The following is an 11,486-nucleotide window of genomic DNA, read 5'->3' as shown; positions in this document are numbered from 1 at the left end:
TCTGTCTCTCGGTTATATGGATAGGGTAAAAAAAATAGGTCCCGGGAATCTTCCCCCTGCTTTGGCCAATCGGAGGGAAGGGCTTCTGCCCCCTTCCCCCGAACCCCCAACCCAGCAAAAAAAAAAAGAAAAAATATTTCATTCCTGGAGCTTTTTTATGATTGAAAATACCTATAAATAAAGGGATTGTGATAGAAACGTTTAATCAAATAAATAGAATATATATTTTGTTTATTCGGTTTAATTTTGTATCTTTACTATGTAATAAAAAACAAACAAACAACAACTTTAAATTTTTGCAGATATGAAAACGACTACTAAGACATTCAAAAAAAGAACTTCTGTAGAACCAAAAGAAGATAAATTTATTTCTAAAATATTGGAAAATTTAGATCAGGTAAAAAGTGGAGATTGGGAAGCTTACGCAGATCTTAGCAACCTTTATCCTACCAATCTTTTTACAAATAAAAGATATTCCGGGATTAATGTTTTAGCTCTGATGGTGGATACAATGGCCAAAGGGTTTAAATCTCTAAAATATGCAACATTTAAAAGTATTTCGCAAGCAGGTGGCCGGCTTAAAAAAGGAGCTAAAGGATGTTTTATTGAATTCTTTACATTTATTTACAAAGACAAGGAAACGAATAAAAATTACACTCTACAGGAGGTTATTTCTATGACTGAAGAACAGCGCAAAAGAATTCAAAAAATTCCATGCCCTAAAACGTATGTTGTTTTTAATTCTGAGCTGATAGAAAATATTTCCGAAATTGATTTAGATATTCAGGAAGAAGAAGAACCGGAAGCCTTAGAAATGGAAGAACAACAAAATTGTGAAAATTTTCTTTCTATGATCGTGGTAAAGGGAAATTTGAAAATAAAATATGCATTAAGAGAAACCGCATTTTATACGCCGAAATTTGATTTCATCCAATTGCCTAACAAAGAGTATTTTATTTCTGCTGATAAATATTATAGTACTTTGTTTCATGAGATCATACACTGGACCGGGCATGATGATAGACTAGCAAGAGATTTGCAAGGGCACAAAGACAAAGAAAGTTACTCTTTTGAGGAACTTATAGCCGAAATGGGAAGTATGTTAATTTGTTTACAGTTCGGAATTTTAAGCGAATTTATCAACTCTGTACGATATTTAAAAGGATGGGCGACACATAACAGCCAGGACAGAGAAACAGCGATCAGAAACGCTTTTACACAATCAAAAAAAGCAAAAAAATATTTAGAAAATCTTTAACAAATAGAATAATTATTCTATTTATTCTATAAAAATTTAATTCAATTATTACACATGGAAAGACACGAAAACCAATTAGCGAACGATCATTATAGACATTGTTACGGATCAGAACAGGTACACAGAATTTTAGGAAATGTATTAATTACAGATGGAATTAAGGAGGTTGCAGAAAAAGAACAATGTTTTTGGTTTTTAGAAATAATTGTAAGTTATCAAATGTACAAAGAGTTTAAAAACGCTGAATATCAAATCTGGAAACTTGAAAGGGTTGAAGGTTCTGAATTTGAAGTAACCGCATTAGATACTTCAGAAAACATTTTAGCCATTCAAAAAGTTCCTCTTACAGATTTCTTTTTTAGAGAGCTGAAGGTATACAAAAAAGGAAATATAATTTTACTTCCAAGTGAGGATTAACTATAAAAGTAGATAAATTTTTTCCCTGGCGAGCTGATATCGGAGCCGGCCGGGGAAAATTTGTAGACAAAAACTTCTTCCGGAAAAGATCTGCTGCATTCTTTTTGTCTACATTTTCCCGGAATAATAGGATTTAAATCCTGTCATAATTCTTTCCTTGGCTTTTCCCTTCTTTCAAGAATTCCGCCAGGATTTAAGAGTTTATCTTCCCCCCTCCGGGTTCCAGTGCCGGAAAGTTCCATAAGGCTACAAATTCAGTCATAATTCTTTCTTCCCTGGCATTTCCCCTCCGGCAAGAATTCCGCCAGAATTTGAGGGTTTATATTGCCCTCTGCCGGCTTCCCTTATCCCTATTTCATTTACGAAAGTATATAACCGGTTCCAGGCCCTCCAATAAAAATTGGGTATCCACTGGCGTGGACCCTCCTGAACCCTTCGGGCAATTTTTCTTGTATGTCTGTCTCTCGGTTATATGGATAGGGTAAAAAAAATAGGTCCCGGGAATCTTCCCCCTGCTTTGGCCAATCGGAGGGAAGGGCTTCTGCCCCCTTCCCCCGAACCCCCAACCCAGCAAAAAAAAAAAAGAAAAAATATTTCATTCCTGGAGCTTTTTTATGATTGAAAATACCTATAAATAAAGGGATTGTGATAGAAACGTTTAATCAAATAAATAGAATATATATTTTGTTTATTCGGTTTGATTTTGTATCTTTACTATGTAATAAAAAACAAACAACAACTTTAAATTTTGCTATATGACATCATTAGAACAAGTAGACTTATTTGAAAATTCTGATCTTTTACCACCTGAAGTATTAGGCATTTATAAAGAATTCCCGGACGAACTGACATACAAAGAATGTGCTTATTTTTTAAAACGCATGGAAAGCTTGGGATACGTCTTTGAATATTACCTGGATGCCGTGCCTTTTAACTTGAAAAAAATAAATTAATATGAAAAAAACAATCACAATTTTACTTTTAGTAATGAATCTTTCTGGCCTTTATTCACAGGTAAATGCCAAAGTTATAAGTATTAAAGACGGAGATACTGTTGTAGTACTTGATAAATTTAACACCCAAATTACTTTACGTCTTGCTGAAGTAGACTGCCCGGAGAGCGGACAACCTTTCGGGAAAAATGCTAAACAATTTACAAGCTCCCAAATTTATGGCAAGCAGATAATTTTTTATAAGGTATCTGCTGATAGATATGGCAGAACTATAGCTAAAGTTTATTATGACAATGGTAAATATCTTTCTTCTGAGATTATAAAAAATGGTTTTGGATGGTGGTATTTTAGATATTCAAATGATGAAAGATTAGGCATTTTAGAAAAGAAGGCAAAGACTCTTAAAATTGGACTTTGGTCAGATATAAAAGCTGTTTCTCCCTGGGAATGGCGCTCTTCAAATAACTATAAATACTAGGAAAAAAAATACTATTTAATCAAATAAATAGAATATGTATTTTGTTTATTCTGTTTAATTTTGTATCTTTACTTTGTAAGAAAAACAACAAATAACACTTTAAATTTTTGCGATATGAAAAAACTTTTTTTAACTCAAACAAACGAACCACATTTGGTTATTTTTGAAGTAATTTTCTTTAAAGGGAAATTGAACCTAGGCTCTACAATGGAAGCCGGAGAAAGATTCGTAGGAGAATACCACCCCAAAAAAAATAAGGTTTTTTTTACTGATGTCAATGACCAGGAATGGACTTTTATAGTTGATGAATCTTGTAGAATTATAGAAACTATATAATATAAAATATATTCAAAAGCACTATCAAAAAGAAAACTCAGTAAGTTTATAATGCGAAAATATTGTCGTATTATAAATTTATCTTAGCAACTCAATTAAATTATACTCTAAAATGCGACACCAACACAAAGACCTTATAAGAAAAGAAATGAGTGAATCAGGCAAATACAGTCATGATATTTGTAGCTTATCTGTTGCAGATATTTTGCAACTAATAGAATATAATAACTATTTAATAAATCTATCCAGGGAAGAACTTAATAAGCTAATATTCCCAAATGGGAATGATGAAAATAGACAAGCTATTTCTTCAATAGCCATTCACAAAAGTTCAAGACAAAATTTGATAGAACTAAATGCCTATATATTAGAATTTAATATGAGGCTATCCAATAGAACAATAGACTTTAAATTTTAAATATGACACAATTATGAATACAGAACTATCAAAAGAAATTATAGGAATAAAGGCAATTAATCTTTTGTTTTTTAACTACACAAATGATATGCTTGAGGAAATGAAAACTATTCGGGAATTCAATCATTGTTGGGAAAACTACGTAAACCTGGAAGAGCAGACTTATATGCAAATTTGGGAACTGTACCTGACAAAAATTTCTTACAAAGGTCAAATTTCCCTTTTAGAAATTGCGTTAAAATATTTCGGAGAAGAAGCTACAGAAGGATTTGAATATGCAATTAAAGTGGATGGATTCCTTCAGGCCCATATTGCTAAACATACATCTAAAAATAAATAATAATACTATGAATATCGATGAATTTGTATCCAATTATGGAGCTTACGTTATATTAATTCCAGTAACCATTACAACTATCTTATTAATAATAGGAGAAATAATAAAATATAAAGAGGGTATACCGGTTAGCTTTAGTAGAATTTTTGCTGTTATCTTTATGGGATTTATTGGCCTTACAGCAATTAAAATTTTTACATTACCGGACAAACAGCAAGAACCCATAAAAGCATTTTTTAAATCTATTGATTGGAATTTTTGGGGGTATTATATTCTTTTTCCTTGTATTCTTACAATTCTCATTATTGCTATTATTAATGCTGTAAAATCATCAAAAACCAAAAAATATTGATCTTTATTATGGAGAAAATTATAAAATGGTTAGGTAATAGGAAAAACTTTTGGATGGCAAGCTTTATTTTTTGGATATTCCTGCCACTTATTATTCCTATAGAAAAATGGCTCCAATTTGCCATTATGGTAGTATGTATATGGGGTTATGTGCATGGTTATGTTATGGAGCTTCAAAAAGAGGATATTATTAGAGATTTGATTTTAGAAGTTGACGAACTAAAAAGGAAAAATGCTTTTTTAGAATCACAAGAAGAAAGATTTCAGAGCAAGTTACCTCGAGAAATGCAATTAAAAATTGCTGAAAATGTCGAAAAGGTAATCATTGATTTACAGGATGAAATAGAAGAACTCACAGAAAAAAATCAGGTTTTAGAATCAAAATTAAATTCCCTTAAAAAATAATAAAAATGAAAGAAAAATTAATTGAACAGCTTCAACCCATTGCTGAGAAATATTTTTCTCAGGGAGGTAGAGACAAGGTAGAAGTACGTATCGGTGATAGAAAGCTTATCATTCATATAGAGCTTAGTATTTATAATTTAATATCTACTAATACTCTGGAATTATTCAAGAGAGATACGGCAGAACTGGTAAGATACTTTACTACTTTTAGTCCAATAGAAATTGGAGTGTCGAACAAAGAAAGAATGACAATAGTTTACGAGATTTATAACCTAGATTCTTAGTTTAAACTATGGAATTTTCATCCGAAATCAGAAAAATTTGTAAATTCCGCAAGCACCGGACAGCGATACGGGCTAAAAGGCTGAAAACCAGCCATAACTAAAAAAGGAAAAAATCTCATAATTCCAAGTTATGTTAAATCAATTTCCTTAATATACTAAATTTCAATCAAATAAAAAAACATGAAAGAACCAATTAAAATTTATGATGAAGCTTTAAAAGGAATTGATCTTTCCTTTTTATTTAATGAAAATAAAGAACTTTACAGCTCTTTTTTAGAAGAAAATCATTTAGAACTTTGTGACCCTGATATAATCGAAAAACTTTCTAAAATTCAACAGATGTCTGGGGGAATGTCTTTTTTAGTATCAGAAAAGAAAAGAATTGCAGGAGAAATTTTAAACCTACTAAATACGAGATTATGAAAACTTACAGATTCAGAGCTGAATTATTATCAGACGTAGTAAAGTTTTTTGCTTTAGTGAAAAAAAAAGATAAGCAAATTATTAAACATTTTTCTATTCATTCCGTAGATTCAGAGCTTCCAGATGTAGTGGTAGACATTCAGAGTGAATGGCCACTTGCCGGATTAAAAGAATGCATAGGACTTATGCCGGACAGTCATGTTATGAAAGAAACTTTGGAGGAAATTCAAAACTATACAGGTGAACGTTAAACTAACCAATTAAAAGAAAAGTTATGATTTATTATTATACAACATTTATTTCCTCGGATTCCCAATTAACCGATAAATGGGATGAAACAGCCATTGAAACTATTGCTAATTTAGTAGTTGGGGATGTGATAAATTTTCGAGAAGAAAATTTTAGTGAAGCGTTGGAAAAAGATTTTGGGGCTAAAGAATTTTTAATATCAAAAAGGATATTCATTTGTGATTCAGACTTTGAAAATGTAGGGGGAGTTTTCCGCTTATTTCTTCAGCCTGTTATAAATTAAAATATTAAAAATATGAAAGTAGAAACACAAGAGAGAATTAGGAAAATTAGAGAGAAGAATTTAAAATATGCTGTTGCAATATTAGTTGGATTTATATTAATTGTTTTAAACATAATATATTCTCCTACTTTTATAAATACAACATTAGTATGGGTAATTGGTATTGCTTTAATTATTATTATCCTTTTTTCTCTTAGTAAACTTCAGCAAGCTGATTCTGTAATAAAAAATATTTTTAGTGAAGAATTTGAAACTGAATATAAATTGCAGGCTCAATTTACAGGTATCATAAATTTGAGTACGGGAGAAAGAGTAGAAGGGACATTTAGTAAAAGTAATATTGAAATCACTGATCTGAATACAAATATCAGTTATAATAGAAAGCATGTTGTAAGTATTCAGCGACAGGAAAAAAACAAATAGAATTATGAAAAAGTCTGACTTAATTGTAAAGCATTTGAACGCTCTAATTTCTAAATATCAGTTAGAAATAGACCTTCTTACTGAAATGAAGAAAAAGCCCACTAATGAACTTCATCAGGCGGAAATTGATATAAACATTAAATATTTTGAAGAAGAAATAAAAGAGATACAGGAGGTAAAAAATTCTTTGGATAAATTATCTGTTTATATTGATTATTTCGAAGAAAACAGCCTTTTATTTGCTCCTTCAGGAGTAGGGAAGCCGATCATCAAAAACGCTTCTCAAAAAGAACTTATCAAAGATGCAGAAACTCTTTTGAATGAATTTAAACAAGCTAATAATGATTCATCAAAATTTGAAGTGGAGCAAAAGGCTACAGGGCAGTTCTTTACGAAATACTATGAAAGTTTTCCGCTTTTTTGTGTGATTTTTAGTCGAACTGTAAGTTCTCATTATTCGATTGAAGTATCTGAAAAATTTTTAGAATTTTTAGGGCAATTAGATTATGAGGAAGCTTCAAATAAAATTGATCTCTGGATTGGTGATAATAACCCCAAAAAGGTAAATATTTAACCCTATTATAAATATCAATTTCAATGAAAAATTTTATTATCATACTGTCTGTTTTAGTAATTTTCCTTATTGGCTGTCTCTACCTCAGAACCGGTTATTTTGAAAGTTCTATTCAAAAAGATGAATCTACATTTTATACCAAAGATGGCGACTCTATTACTTCTAAAAGATATTACAGAGATTTATCCGGGAACTGGATTTTGCTTGATAAAAAAGTAATAATTACAGATGGAAGCTGGAAAGCAATTAGTGTAAAAGCCGATTAATCTAAAATATAAAACTTTCCTTATGGAGAGTTTTTTTTATGAAATTATTATCATCAACTTTTGTAATTTTCGCATTTACTTATAGAATATCGCATTTTCTTTTGTAATAATGGTAAAACCTGAACTAACATTTATCTGTAAAATAAAGGAAATTTTTGATCTCGAGGTCTTTTCTTCCGGGGTTAAAAAAAGGAGTATTAATGCAATGGTATTACATAGAAGAAAGGTTGAAATATTTGAGATAAGTTTCTATAATAAATATGTTACAGAAGTTGATAAACTCAATAAGACAGGTATTTTTAAAATAGAATGTATTATAAGAAGTGAAGTTTTTGAAGATAAAAAAACTGAAAAAAACACTTATTTTACTCATATAATAGGTTTGACTACAATTAAGATAGGTAATACCTAGCTGAATTTGTAGAAAAAAAAATTGATGCTGCTCACAGATCTGGAAAGCTGAGCGAAATTTTGTCTACAAAATGAAAACCAGGAAAGAGATCCGGACGAAGAATTTGTCTACAATTTTCTAATAGTTAATTTCTATTACGGGAACCCATAATAATAGAAACGTTTTATCAAATAAATAGAATATATATTTTGTTTATTCGGTTTAAATCCATATCTTTACTACATAATTAAAACTTTAAATTTTTGCGATATGAATAACAATCAGCCTTTACAAGAAACAAAAACAGTCAGATTTGAAGTACTGGAAATTTTAGATACTAGAAAGACCGGCTCCACTATAGAAGTAGGGAAATCTTATCTAGGTACTCTTTACCCAAATAATTGGGTTTACTTTACAGATGTTAATGAGCAGGAATGGGCTTTTTATGTTGATGATACCTGTAGAATTATAGAAGAAGTCGAACAAGTAAAAATGTTTTAAATGAAACAGTCTGCATACATTAGATATTTATCTGCCCAGGATGAAAAAGTATTAGAAGCTTATAAAAAGGAAAAGCAAGAAAAGACTAATACGAAAGCTTTTGTAATGGCCATCTATGATTACTTTGAACAAAAAAAAAGAATAGAGGACCTGGAAAAAGAACTCAGAGCAAGTAAAAGCAGAGAGGAAAGCTTAAAAAGTAAATATAAAGAGTACGATATAGTTTTCGACGGCATCAAATCAATCATTAACAATAAATAAAATTATCATGAAAATAATTTCCGTTATACATCAAAAAGGGGGAGTAGGAAAATCTACTTTAACATTTAACCTGGCAACCAATCTTAAAGAATCCGCTTCTGTTGAAATAGTAGATATGGATTATCAGGGTTCTTTGCTTAAAATCAGAGGAATTTCAGAGGTTCCCATCCATACCGCAGATAAGTTGGATGATCTTGTTAAAAAGGATTTGGATTTTATCTTTATAGACACCCCACCTTATTTATCTGAAAATCTGCCAAAGCTCATAGAAATGTCAGATGCTATTATAATTCCAACCAAAGCCGGTTATTTTGACTTTCTGGCTATTGAATCTACAATTGATCTGATTAAGCAGACAGGAGGGGAAGATAAGTCAATGATTGTTTTTAATATGATAAAGCCTAATACTACTCTTACTTCTGAAATAAAGGAGAAATTATCAGAGTATAATATAAGGGTTGCAAATAGTATGATTTCCGATCTTGTGGCCATAACACGCTCAGGATTGGTAAACGGTGTAGAAGACAGCGAAAACGCTCAAAATCAAATCAATGAACTAACAGAAGAGGTAATTGAATTCTCTTATAAAATGAATTAAAAATGGCAAAAGCAAAGAAAGATTTTTCTGCAATTTTAGATAAAGCTAAAGAAACGCAGATAAAAACTCCATTACAGAAGGTTGTTCCTGTAACACCTAAAAATAATGTAGATACAGATCATCATAAATTAAGTCTAAGAATGTATATAAAAGAGTTCCAGGACTTAACTAGATTTGTTAATCACATGATTGTAGATGAAAGAAATCTGACTTATAAGATGTCAGATGCGATCTCAAAGGGTATCCATTTAATGGCGGAAAAAGATTCTGTAAACAGGGGAAAAGAAAAAGTAAAATTATCAGCCGGCCGAAAAGATCAAGCAACTGAAGCTGAGATCAAAGGAACAACTGTAATTATACCTATAGAAGATATGGAGCTTTTAAATGATATTATATATCATAAAATGATTACTGAAGGTAATACTAAGTATTCAAGATTAGACCTTATGGCTGATCTCATGAATGAAATCAGAGAAGAAAATCCAAGCGTTTTTAATTAGTATTTATGGCTACAAAGTCTCAACGCTACGAGATCATTATAAAAATGCACAATAAAGCAGAGCTGAAGTGGCATAATGTCAATACCGGTACTTTTAAGGCACATCGTAATATCAAAGAGCTTTATAAAAATTTCTGGGATTATTACACCATTTATAGGAAGTCTGATAAAAGTATAGTGGAAGTGATCTATAACAGAAATATTTTCACAATTAAAGCGATAAGACTTTTTTTAAACTATAGACCTAATTCTAAATCATCCGGGATTATTGCTAACTTTAAATTTGAAAGAAACAATTTTGAAATTGTCCGGGGAATTAATTTTTCTGATAAAATTATTTTAGACAGAACAGAAGAATATTTTACTATTCCTGAAGACATTTATTTTAAAGCTGTAGAAGAGCATAAAAAAGCCTTATTTGATTACTATACAGCAAAGGGCCATTTAATTGCTAATGATGAAATTTCTTTAGGAGAATTTCTCCAGGAAAAAATATTAATACAGAAAGTATTAAGAGAAGGGACAGAACCTTCAGCGGATTACCCATAAAAAATGTCTCTTTCAGTGAAGAAAAAGACATTTTACTTTAAATTTTTGAGATATGACTATCTCTTTGCAGTACAAATATAGGAAAAAAATAAACATGGAAAAGAAAAATTTTGATCAATTAAATGTTAATGTAGTAAAGCACATTAAGCAAAAGAAACAATCTACTTTTATCAAAATAGGTAATAACTTTATGAAAGAGTTTCTTTTCGATGAAAATGAAAATGCGGTAGAAATTCACATTACTTCTTTAAGAATTATTTTTCTTATTTACAATGCTTTTAGTTCATCAAATGACGCTAATCTTTTCCTTTTTCAACCTAGCAAAGAGCCACGCCAATTAAAGCTTTTTGAAGATGAATTTGAGACAGAAAATAATCAATATATTAGATTAACTCTAAGAAATAAAGATATTATTGCAGATCAGAATATTTCCCACTTAAAAAATGCTTTTAAATTTTTGGTTCAATATAAGCAGGATTGGTATGAATCTGTTAATTCTAATGGCAAAACTCTTGGGACTTTTGGAGGATTGGTTCTTATGCCTACTTATGAAGAAAAAGGATATACTTCTTTTTTAATTAGTTCTTATTGGTTAAAGAAAATATTAACTATTGATACTTACGAGTTATTTTTATTGAAAACAGCTTTTGATATTAGCAGTGCTAAAGACATTCTTTTTCTTCTTTGGCTGGCCAGAGTTAACAAAGAAAAAGGAACAACAATAAGTCTAGATCTTCTTAATCAGAGGTTCAAAATTAATTATAAAAGTACTAAAGATATTACAGATCTTTTTTTACGCCCTCTCAGAAAAAAATTAGATCAATACAGTTTTCTTTCTTTTAATCATTCAAGAAAGGGAAACAATATTGTTATTATGCCTTATACAAACTCTTCTTTAAAGTTGGATAATGAAGAAGCTAATTTAAAAGTTGAAAATATTTATAAATTGCATTACCTTAAAAAAAGGCACGGTTTAAGTGGAGACTTTTTTGAAAAGTTTAAAATTGTTTATAATCAGAAGAATGTAAATAACAAAAAAGAGATTTCCCTAGCTTATGATTCTTTAAAGAAAGAATGCAGAACTAATAAGGATAAAAAATCAGTTACTTTTTATCAAGGTAAAGATTTTATCAATAAGCTTCAGGAGTGTATAATTTCAAACTATTCTAAAAAAGATGGGTATAAAGATTTGCCTAACGGATATGTAAAAATAATTTAATAAACAGTGATGT

The 11,486-nt window shown here is 30.2% G+C and carries 24 protein-coding genes; all 24 read left to right on the top strand.

Translation table 11 applies throughout. The features are described from left to right. Positions 1–181 (top strand): hypothetical protein (locus C1638_RS22655; RefSeq protein WP_228428253.1); only part of this gene is annotated, 181 nt, incomplete at its 5' end. Positions 182–304: 123 nt separating this feature from the next. Then, positions 305–1,258 carry a zincin-like metallopeptidase domain-containing protein gene (locus C1638_RS21745; RefSeq protein ID WP_109624038.1) on the top strand — a complete coding sequence of 318 codons (954 nt, stop codon included), beginning with the start codon at positions 305–307 and terminating at the stop codon, positions 1,256–1,258. A 54-nt stretch (positions 1,259–1,312) separates the two neighbouring features. Continuing rightward, positions 1,313–1,675, top strand: a complete 363-nt coding sequence (locus tag C1638_RS21740; RefSeq protein ID WP_109624037.1) for a DUF6876 family protein — start codon at positions 1,313–1,315, stop codon at positions 1,673–1,675. A 755-nt stretch (positions 1,676–2,430) separates the two neighbouring features. Continuing rightward, on the top strand, positions 2,431–2,628 hold the full coding sequence (locus C1638_RS21730; RefSeq protein WP_109624035.1) for a hypothetical protein: 198 nt from the start codon (positions 2,431–2,433) through the stop codon (positions 2,626–2,628). A gap of 1 nt (position 2,629) precedes the next feature. After that, positions 2,630–3,106, top strand: coding sequence for a thermonuclease family protein (locus tag C1638_RS21725; protein WP_109624034.1), 477 nt, complete (start codon positions 2,630–2,632; stop codon positions 3,104–3,106). A 114-nt stretch (positions 3,107–3,220) separates the two neighbouring features. Next, positions 3,221–3,442: a hypothetical protein gene (locus tag C1638_RS21720; RefSeq protein WP_109624033.1), complete on the top strand. Its 222-nt coding sequence runs from the start codon at positions 3,221–3,223 to the stop codon at positions 3,440–3,442. 148 nt (positions 3,443–3,590) lie between these two features. Then, the gene (locus C1638_RS21715; RefSeq protein WP_123838423.1) at positions 3,591–3,860 is read left to right on the top strand and encodes a hypothetical protein; all 270 of its coding nucleotides are present in this window, start codon (positions 3,591–3,593) and stop codon (positions 3,858–3,860) included. Positions 3,861–3,873: 13 nt separating this feature from the next. Continuing rightward, positions 3,874–4,200, top strand: a complete 327-nt coding sequence (locus tag C1638_RS21710) for a hypothetical protein (protein WP_109624031.1) — start codon at positions 3,874–3,876, stop codon at positions 4,198–4,200. 7 nt (positions 4,201–4,207) lie between these two features. After that, positions 4,208–4,549: a hypothetical protein gene (locus tag C1638_RS21705; protein WP_109624030.1), complete on the top strand. Its 342-nt coding sequence runs from the start codon at positions 4,208–4,210 to the stop codon at positions 4,547–4,549. An 8-nt stretch (positions 4,550–4,557) separates the two neighbouring features. Continuing rightward, on the top strand, positions 4,558–4,953 hold the full coding sequence (locus C1638_RS21700) for a hypothetical protein (protein WP_109624029.1): 396 nt from the start codon (positions 4,558–4,560) through the stop codon (positions 4,951–4,953). 5 nt (positions 4,954–4,958) lie between these two features. Beyond that, a complete protein-coding gene (locus C1638_RS21695) occupies positions 4,959–5,237 on the top strand; it encodes a hypothetical protein (RefSeq protein WP_109624028.1) in 279 nt (92 codons plus the stop codon). A gap of 180 nt (positions 5,238–5,417) precedes the next feature. Continuing rightward, positions 5,418–5,660 carry a hypothetical protein gene (locus C1638_RS21690; RefSeq protein ID WP_109624027.1) on the top strand — a complete coding sequence of 81 codons (243 nt, stop codon included), beginning with the start codon at positions 5,418–5,420 and terminating at the stop codon, positions 5,658–5,660. Next, complete coding sequence (locus C1638_RS21685) at positions 5,657–5,911, top strand: hypothetical protein (RefSeq protein ID WP_109624026.1); 255 nt, start codon at positions 5,657–5,659, stop codon at positions 5,909–5,911. The genes C1638_RS21690 and C1638_RS21685 overlap by 4 nt, the downstream gene beginning before the upstream one ends. 23 nt (positions 5,912–5,934) lie before the next feature. Further along, positions 5,935–6,192 carry a hypothetical protein gene (locus C1638_RS21680; protein ID WP_109624025.1) on the top strand — a complete coding sequence of 86 codons (258 nt, stop codon included), beginning with the start codon at positions 5,935–5,937 and terminating at the stop codon, positions 6,190–6,192. 12 nt (positions 6,193–6,204) lie between these two features. After that, positions 6,205–6,615 (top strand): hypothetical protein, encoded by a 411-nt coding sequence (locus C1638_RS21675; protein ID WP_109624024.1) that lies wholly within the window; start codon positions 6,205–6,207, stop codon positions 6,613–6,615. Between the two features lie 4 nt (positions 6,616–6,619). After that, positions 6,620–7,189: a hypothetical protein gene (locus C1638_RS21670; protein ID WP_109624023.1), complete on the top strand. Its 570-nt coding sequence runs from the start codon at positions 6,620–6,622 to the stop codon at positions 7,187–7,189. A 23-nt stretch (positions 7,190–7,212) separates the two neighbouring features. Further along, on the top strand, positions 7,213–7,455 hold the full coding sequence (locus C1638_RS21665; RefSeq protein WP_109624022.1) for a hypothetical protein: 243 nt from the start codon (positions 7,213–7,215) through the stop codon (positions 7,453–7,455). Positions 7,456–7,564: 109 nt separating this feature from the next. Then, positions 7,565–7,867 (top strand): hypothetical protein, encoded by a 303-nt coding sequence (locus tag C1638_RS21660; protein WP_109624021.1) that lies wholly within the window; start codon positions 7,565–7,567, stop codon positions 7,865–7,867. A 249-nt stretch (positions 7,868–8,116) separates the two neighbouring features. Next, on the top strand, positions 8,117–8,347 hold the full coding sequence (locus C1638_RS21655) for a hypothetical protein (RefSeq protein WP_109624020.1): 231 nt from the start codon (positions 8,117–8,119) through the stop codon (positions 8,345–8,347). Then, on the top strand, positions 8,348–8,608 hold the full coding sequence (locus C1638_RS21650) for a hypothetical protein (protein ID WP_109624019.1): 261 nt from the start codon (positions 8,348–8,350) through the stop codon (positions 8,606–8,608). Between the two features lie 7 nt (positions 8,609–8,615). Further along, a complete protein-coding gene (locus C1638_RS21645) occupies positions 8,616–9,206 on the top strand; it encodes an AAA family ATPase (RefSeq protein WP_109624018.1) in 591 nt (196 codons plus the stop codon). Between the two features lie 2 nt (positions 9,207–9,208). Next, entirely contained in the window at positions 9,209–9,706 is a 498-nt protein-coding gene (locus C1638_RS21640) for a hypothetical protein (protein WP_109624017.1), read from the top strand. Positions 9,707–9,711: 5 nt separating this feature from the next. Next, the gene (locus tag C1638_RS21635; protein WP_109624016.1) at positions 9,712–10,254 is read left to right on the top strand and encodes a hypothetical protein; all 543 of its coding nucleotides are present in this window, start codon (positions 9,712–9,714) and stop codon (positions 10,252–10,254) included. 94 nt (positions 10,255–10,348) lie between these two features. Then, the gene (locus C1638_RS21630) at positions 10,349–11,473 is read left to right on the top strand and encodes a hypothetical protein (protein WP_109624015.1); all 1,125 of its coding nucleotides are present in this window, start codon (positions 10,349–10,351) and stop codon (positions 11,471–11,473) included. Positions 11,474–11,486 lie beyond the last annotated feature (13 nt).

Origin of the sequence: Chryseobacterium oncorhynchi (assembly GCF_002899895.1) — a bacterium.
GTDB lineage: Bacteria > Bacteroidota > Bacteroidia > Flavobacteriales > Weeksellaceae > Chryseobacterium > Chryseobacterium oncorhynchi.
The sequence above is the reverse complement of the archived record's forward strand: the minus strand, read 5'-3'. Positions and strand labels throughout refer to the sequence as shown.

Excerpts from the sequence above, each read along its gene's own strand:
- C1638_RS21725 (WP_109624034.1), top strand. The coding sequence starts at position 2,630 with ATGAAAAAAACAATCACAATTTTACTTTTAGTAATGAATCTTTCTGGC.
- C1638_RS21645 (WP_109624018.1), top strand. The coding sequence starts at position 8,616 with ATGAAAATAATTTCCGTTATACATCAAAAAGGGGGAGTAGGAAAATCT.
- C1638_RS21690 (WP_109624027.1), top strand. The coding sequence starts at position 5,418 with ATGAAAGAACCAATTAAAATTTATGATGAAGCTTTAAAAGGAATTGAT.
- C1638_RS21730 (WP_109624035.1), top strand. The coding sequence starts at position 2,431 with ATGACATCATTAGAACAAGTAGACTTATTTGAAAATTCTGATCTTTTA.
- C1638_RS21720 (WP_109624033.1), top strand. The coding sequence starts at position 3,221 with ATGAAAAAACTTTTTTTAACTCAAACAAACGAACCACATTTGGTTATT.
- C1638_RS21670 (WP_109624023.1), top strand. The coding sequence starts at position 6,620 with ATGAAAAAGTCTGACTTAATTGTAAAGCATTTGAACGCTCTAATTTCT.
- C1638_RS21685 (WP_109624026.1), top strand. The coding sequence starts at position 5,657 with ATGAAAACTTACAGATTCAGAGCTGAATTATTATCAGACGTAGTAAAG.
- C1638_RS21675 (WP_109624024.1), top strand. The coding sequence starts at position 6,205 with ATGAAAGTAGAAACACAAGAGAGAATTAGGAAAATTAGAGAGAAGAAT.
- C1638_RS21705 (WP_109624030.1), top strand. The coding sequence starts at position 4,208 with ATGAATATCGATGAATTTGTATCCAATTATGGAGCTTACGTTATATTA.
- C1638_RS21630 (WP_109624015.1), top strand. The coding sequence starts at position 10,349 with ATGGAAAAGAAAAATTTTGATCAATTAAATGTTAATGTAGTAAAGCAC.
- C1638_RS21715 (WP_123838423.1), top strand. The coding sequence starts at position 3,591 with ATGAGTGAATCAGGCAAATACAGTCATGATATTTGTAGCTTATCTGTT.
- C1638_RS21695 (WP_109624028.1), top strand. The coding sequence starts at position 4,959 with ATGAAAGAAAAATTAATTGAACAGCTTCAACCCATTGCTGAGAAATAT.
- C1638_RS21710 (WP_109624031.1), top strand. The coding sequence starts at position 3,874 with ATGAATACAGAACTATCAAAAGAAATTATAGGAATAAAGGCAATTAAT.
- C1638_RS21680 (WP_109624025.1), top strand. The coding sequence starts at position 5,935 with ATGATTTATTATTATACAACATTTATTTCCTCGGATTCCCAATTAACC.
- C1638_RS21700 (WP_109624029.1), top strand. The coding sequence starts at position 4,558 with ATGGAGAAAATTATAAAATGGTTAGGTAATAGGAAAAACTTTTGGATG.
- C1638_RS21740 (WP_109624037.1), top strand. The coding sequence starts at position 1,313 with ATGGAAAGACACGAAAACCAATTAGCGAACGATCATTATAGACATTGT.
- C1638_RS21655 (WP_109624020.1), top strand. The coding sequence starts at position 8,117 with ATGAATAACAATCAGCCTTTACAAGAAACAAAAACAGTCAGATTTGAA.
- C1638_RS21640 (WP_109624017.1), top strand. The coding sequence starts at position 9,209 with ATGGCAAAAGCAAAGAAAGATTTTTCTGCAATTTTAGATAAAGCTAAA.
- C1638_RS21660 (WP_109624021.1), top strand. The coding sequence starts at position 7,565 with ATGGTAAAACCTGAACTAACATTTATCTGTAAAATAAAGGAAATTTTT.
- C1638_RS21650 (WP_109624019.1), top strand. The coding sequence starts at position 8,348 with ATGAAACAGTCTGCATACATTAGATATTTATCTGCCCAGGATGAAAAA.
- C1638_RS21635 (WP_109624016.1), top strand. The coding sequence starts at position 9,712 with ATGGCTACAAAGTCTCAACGCTACGAGATCATTATAAAAATGCACAAT.
- C1638_RS21665 (WP_109624022.1), top strand. The coding sequence starts at position 7,213 with ATGAAAAATTTTATTATCATACTGTCTGTTTTAGTAATTTTCCTTATT.
- C1638_RS21745 (WP_109624038.1), top strand. The coding sequence starts at position 305 with ATGAAAACGACTACTAAGACATTCAAAAAAAGAACTTCTGTAGAACCA.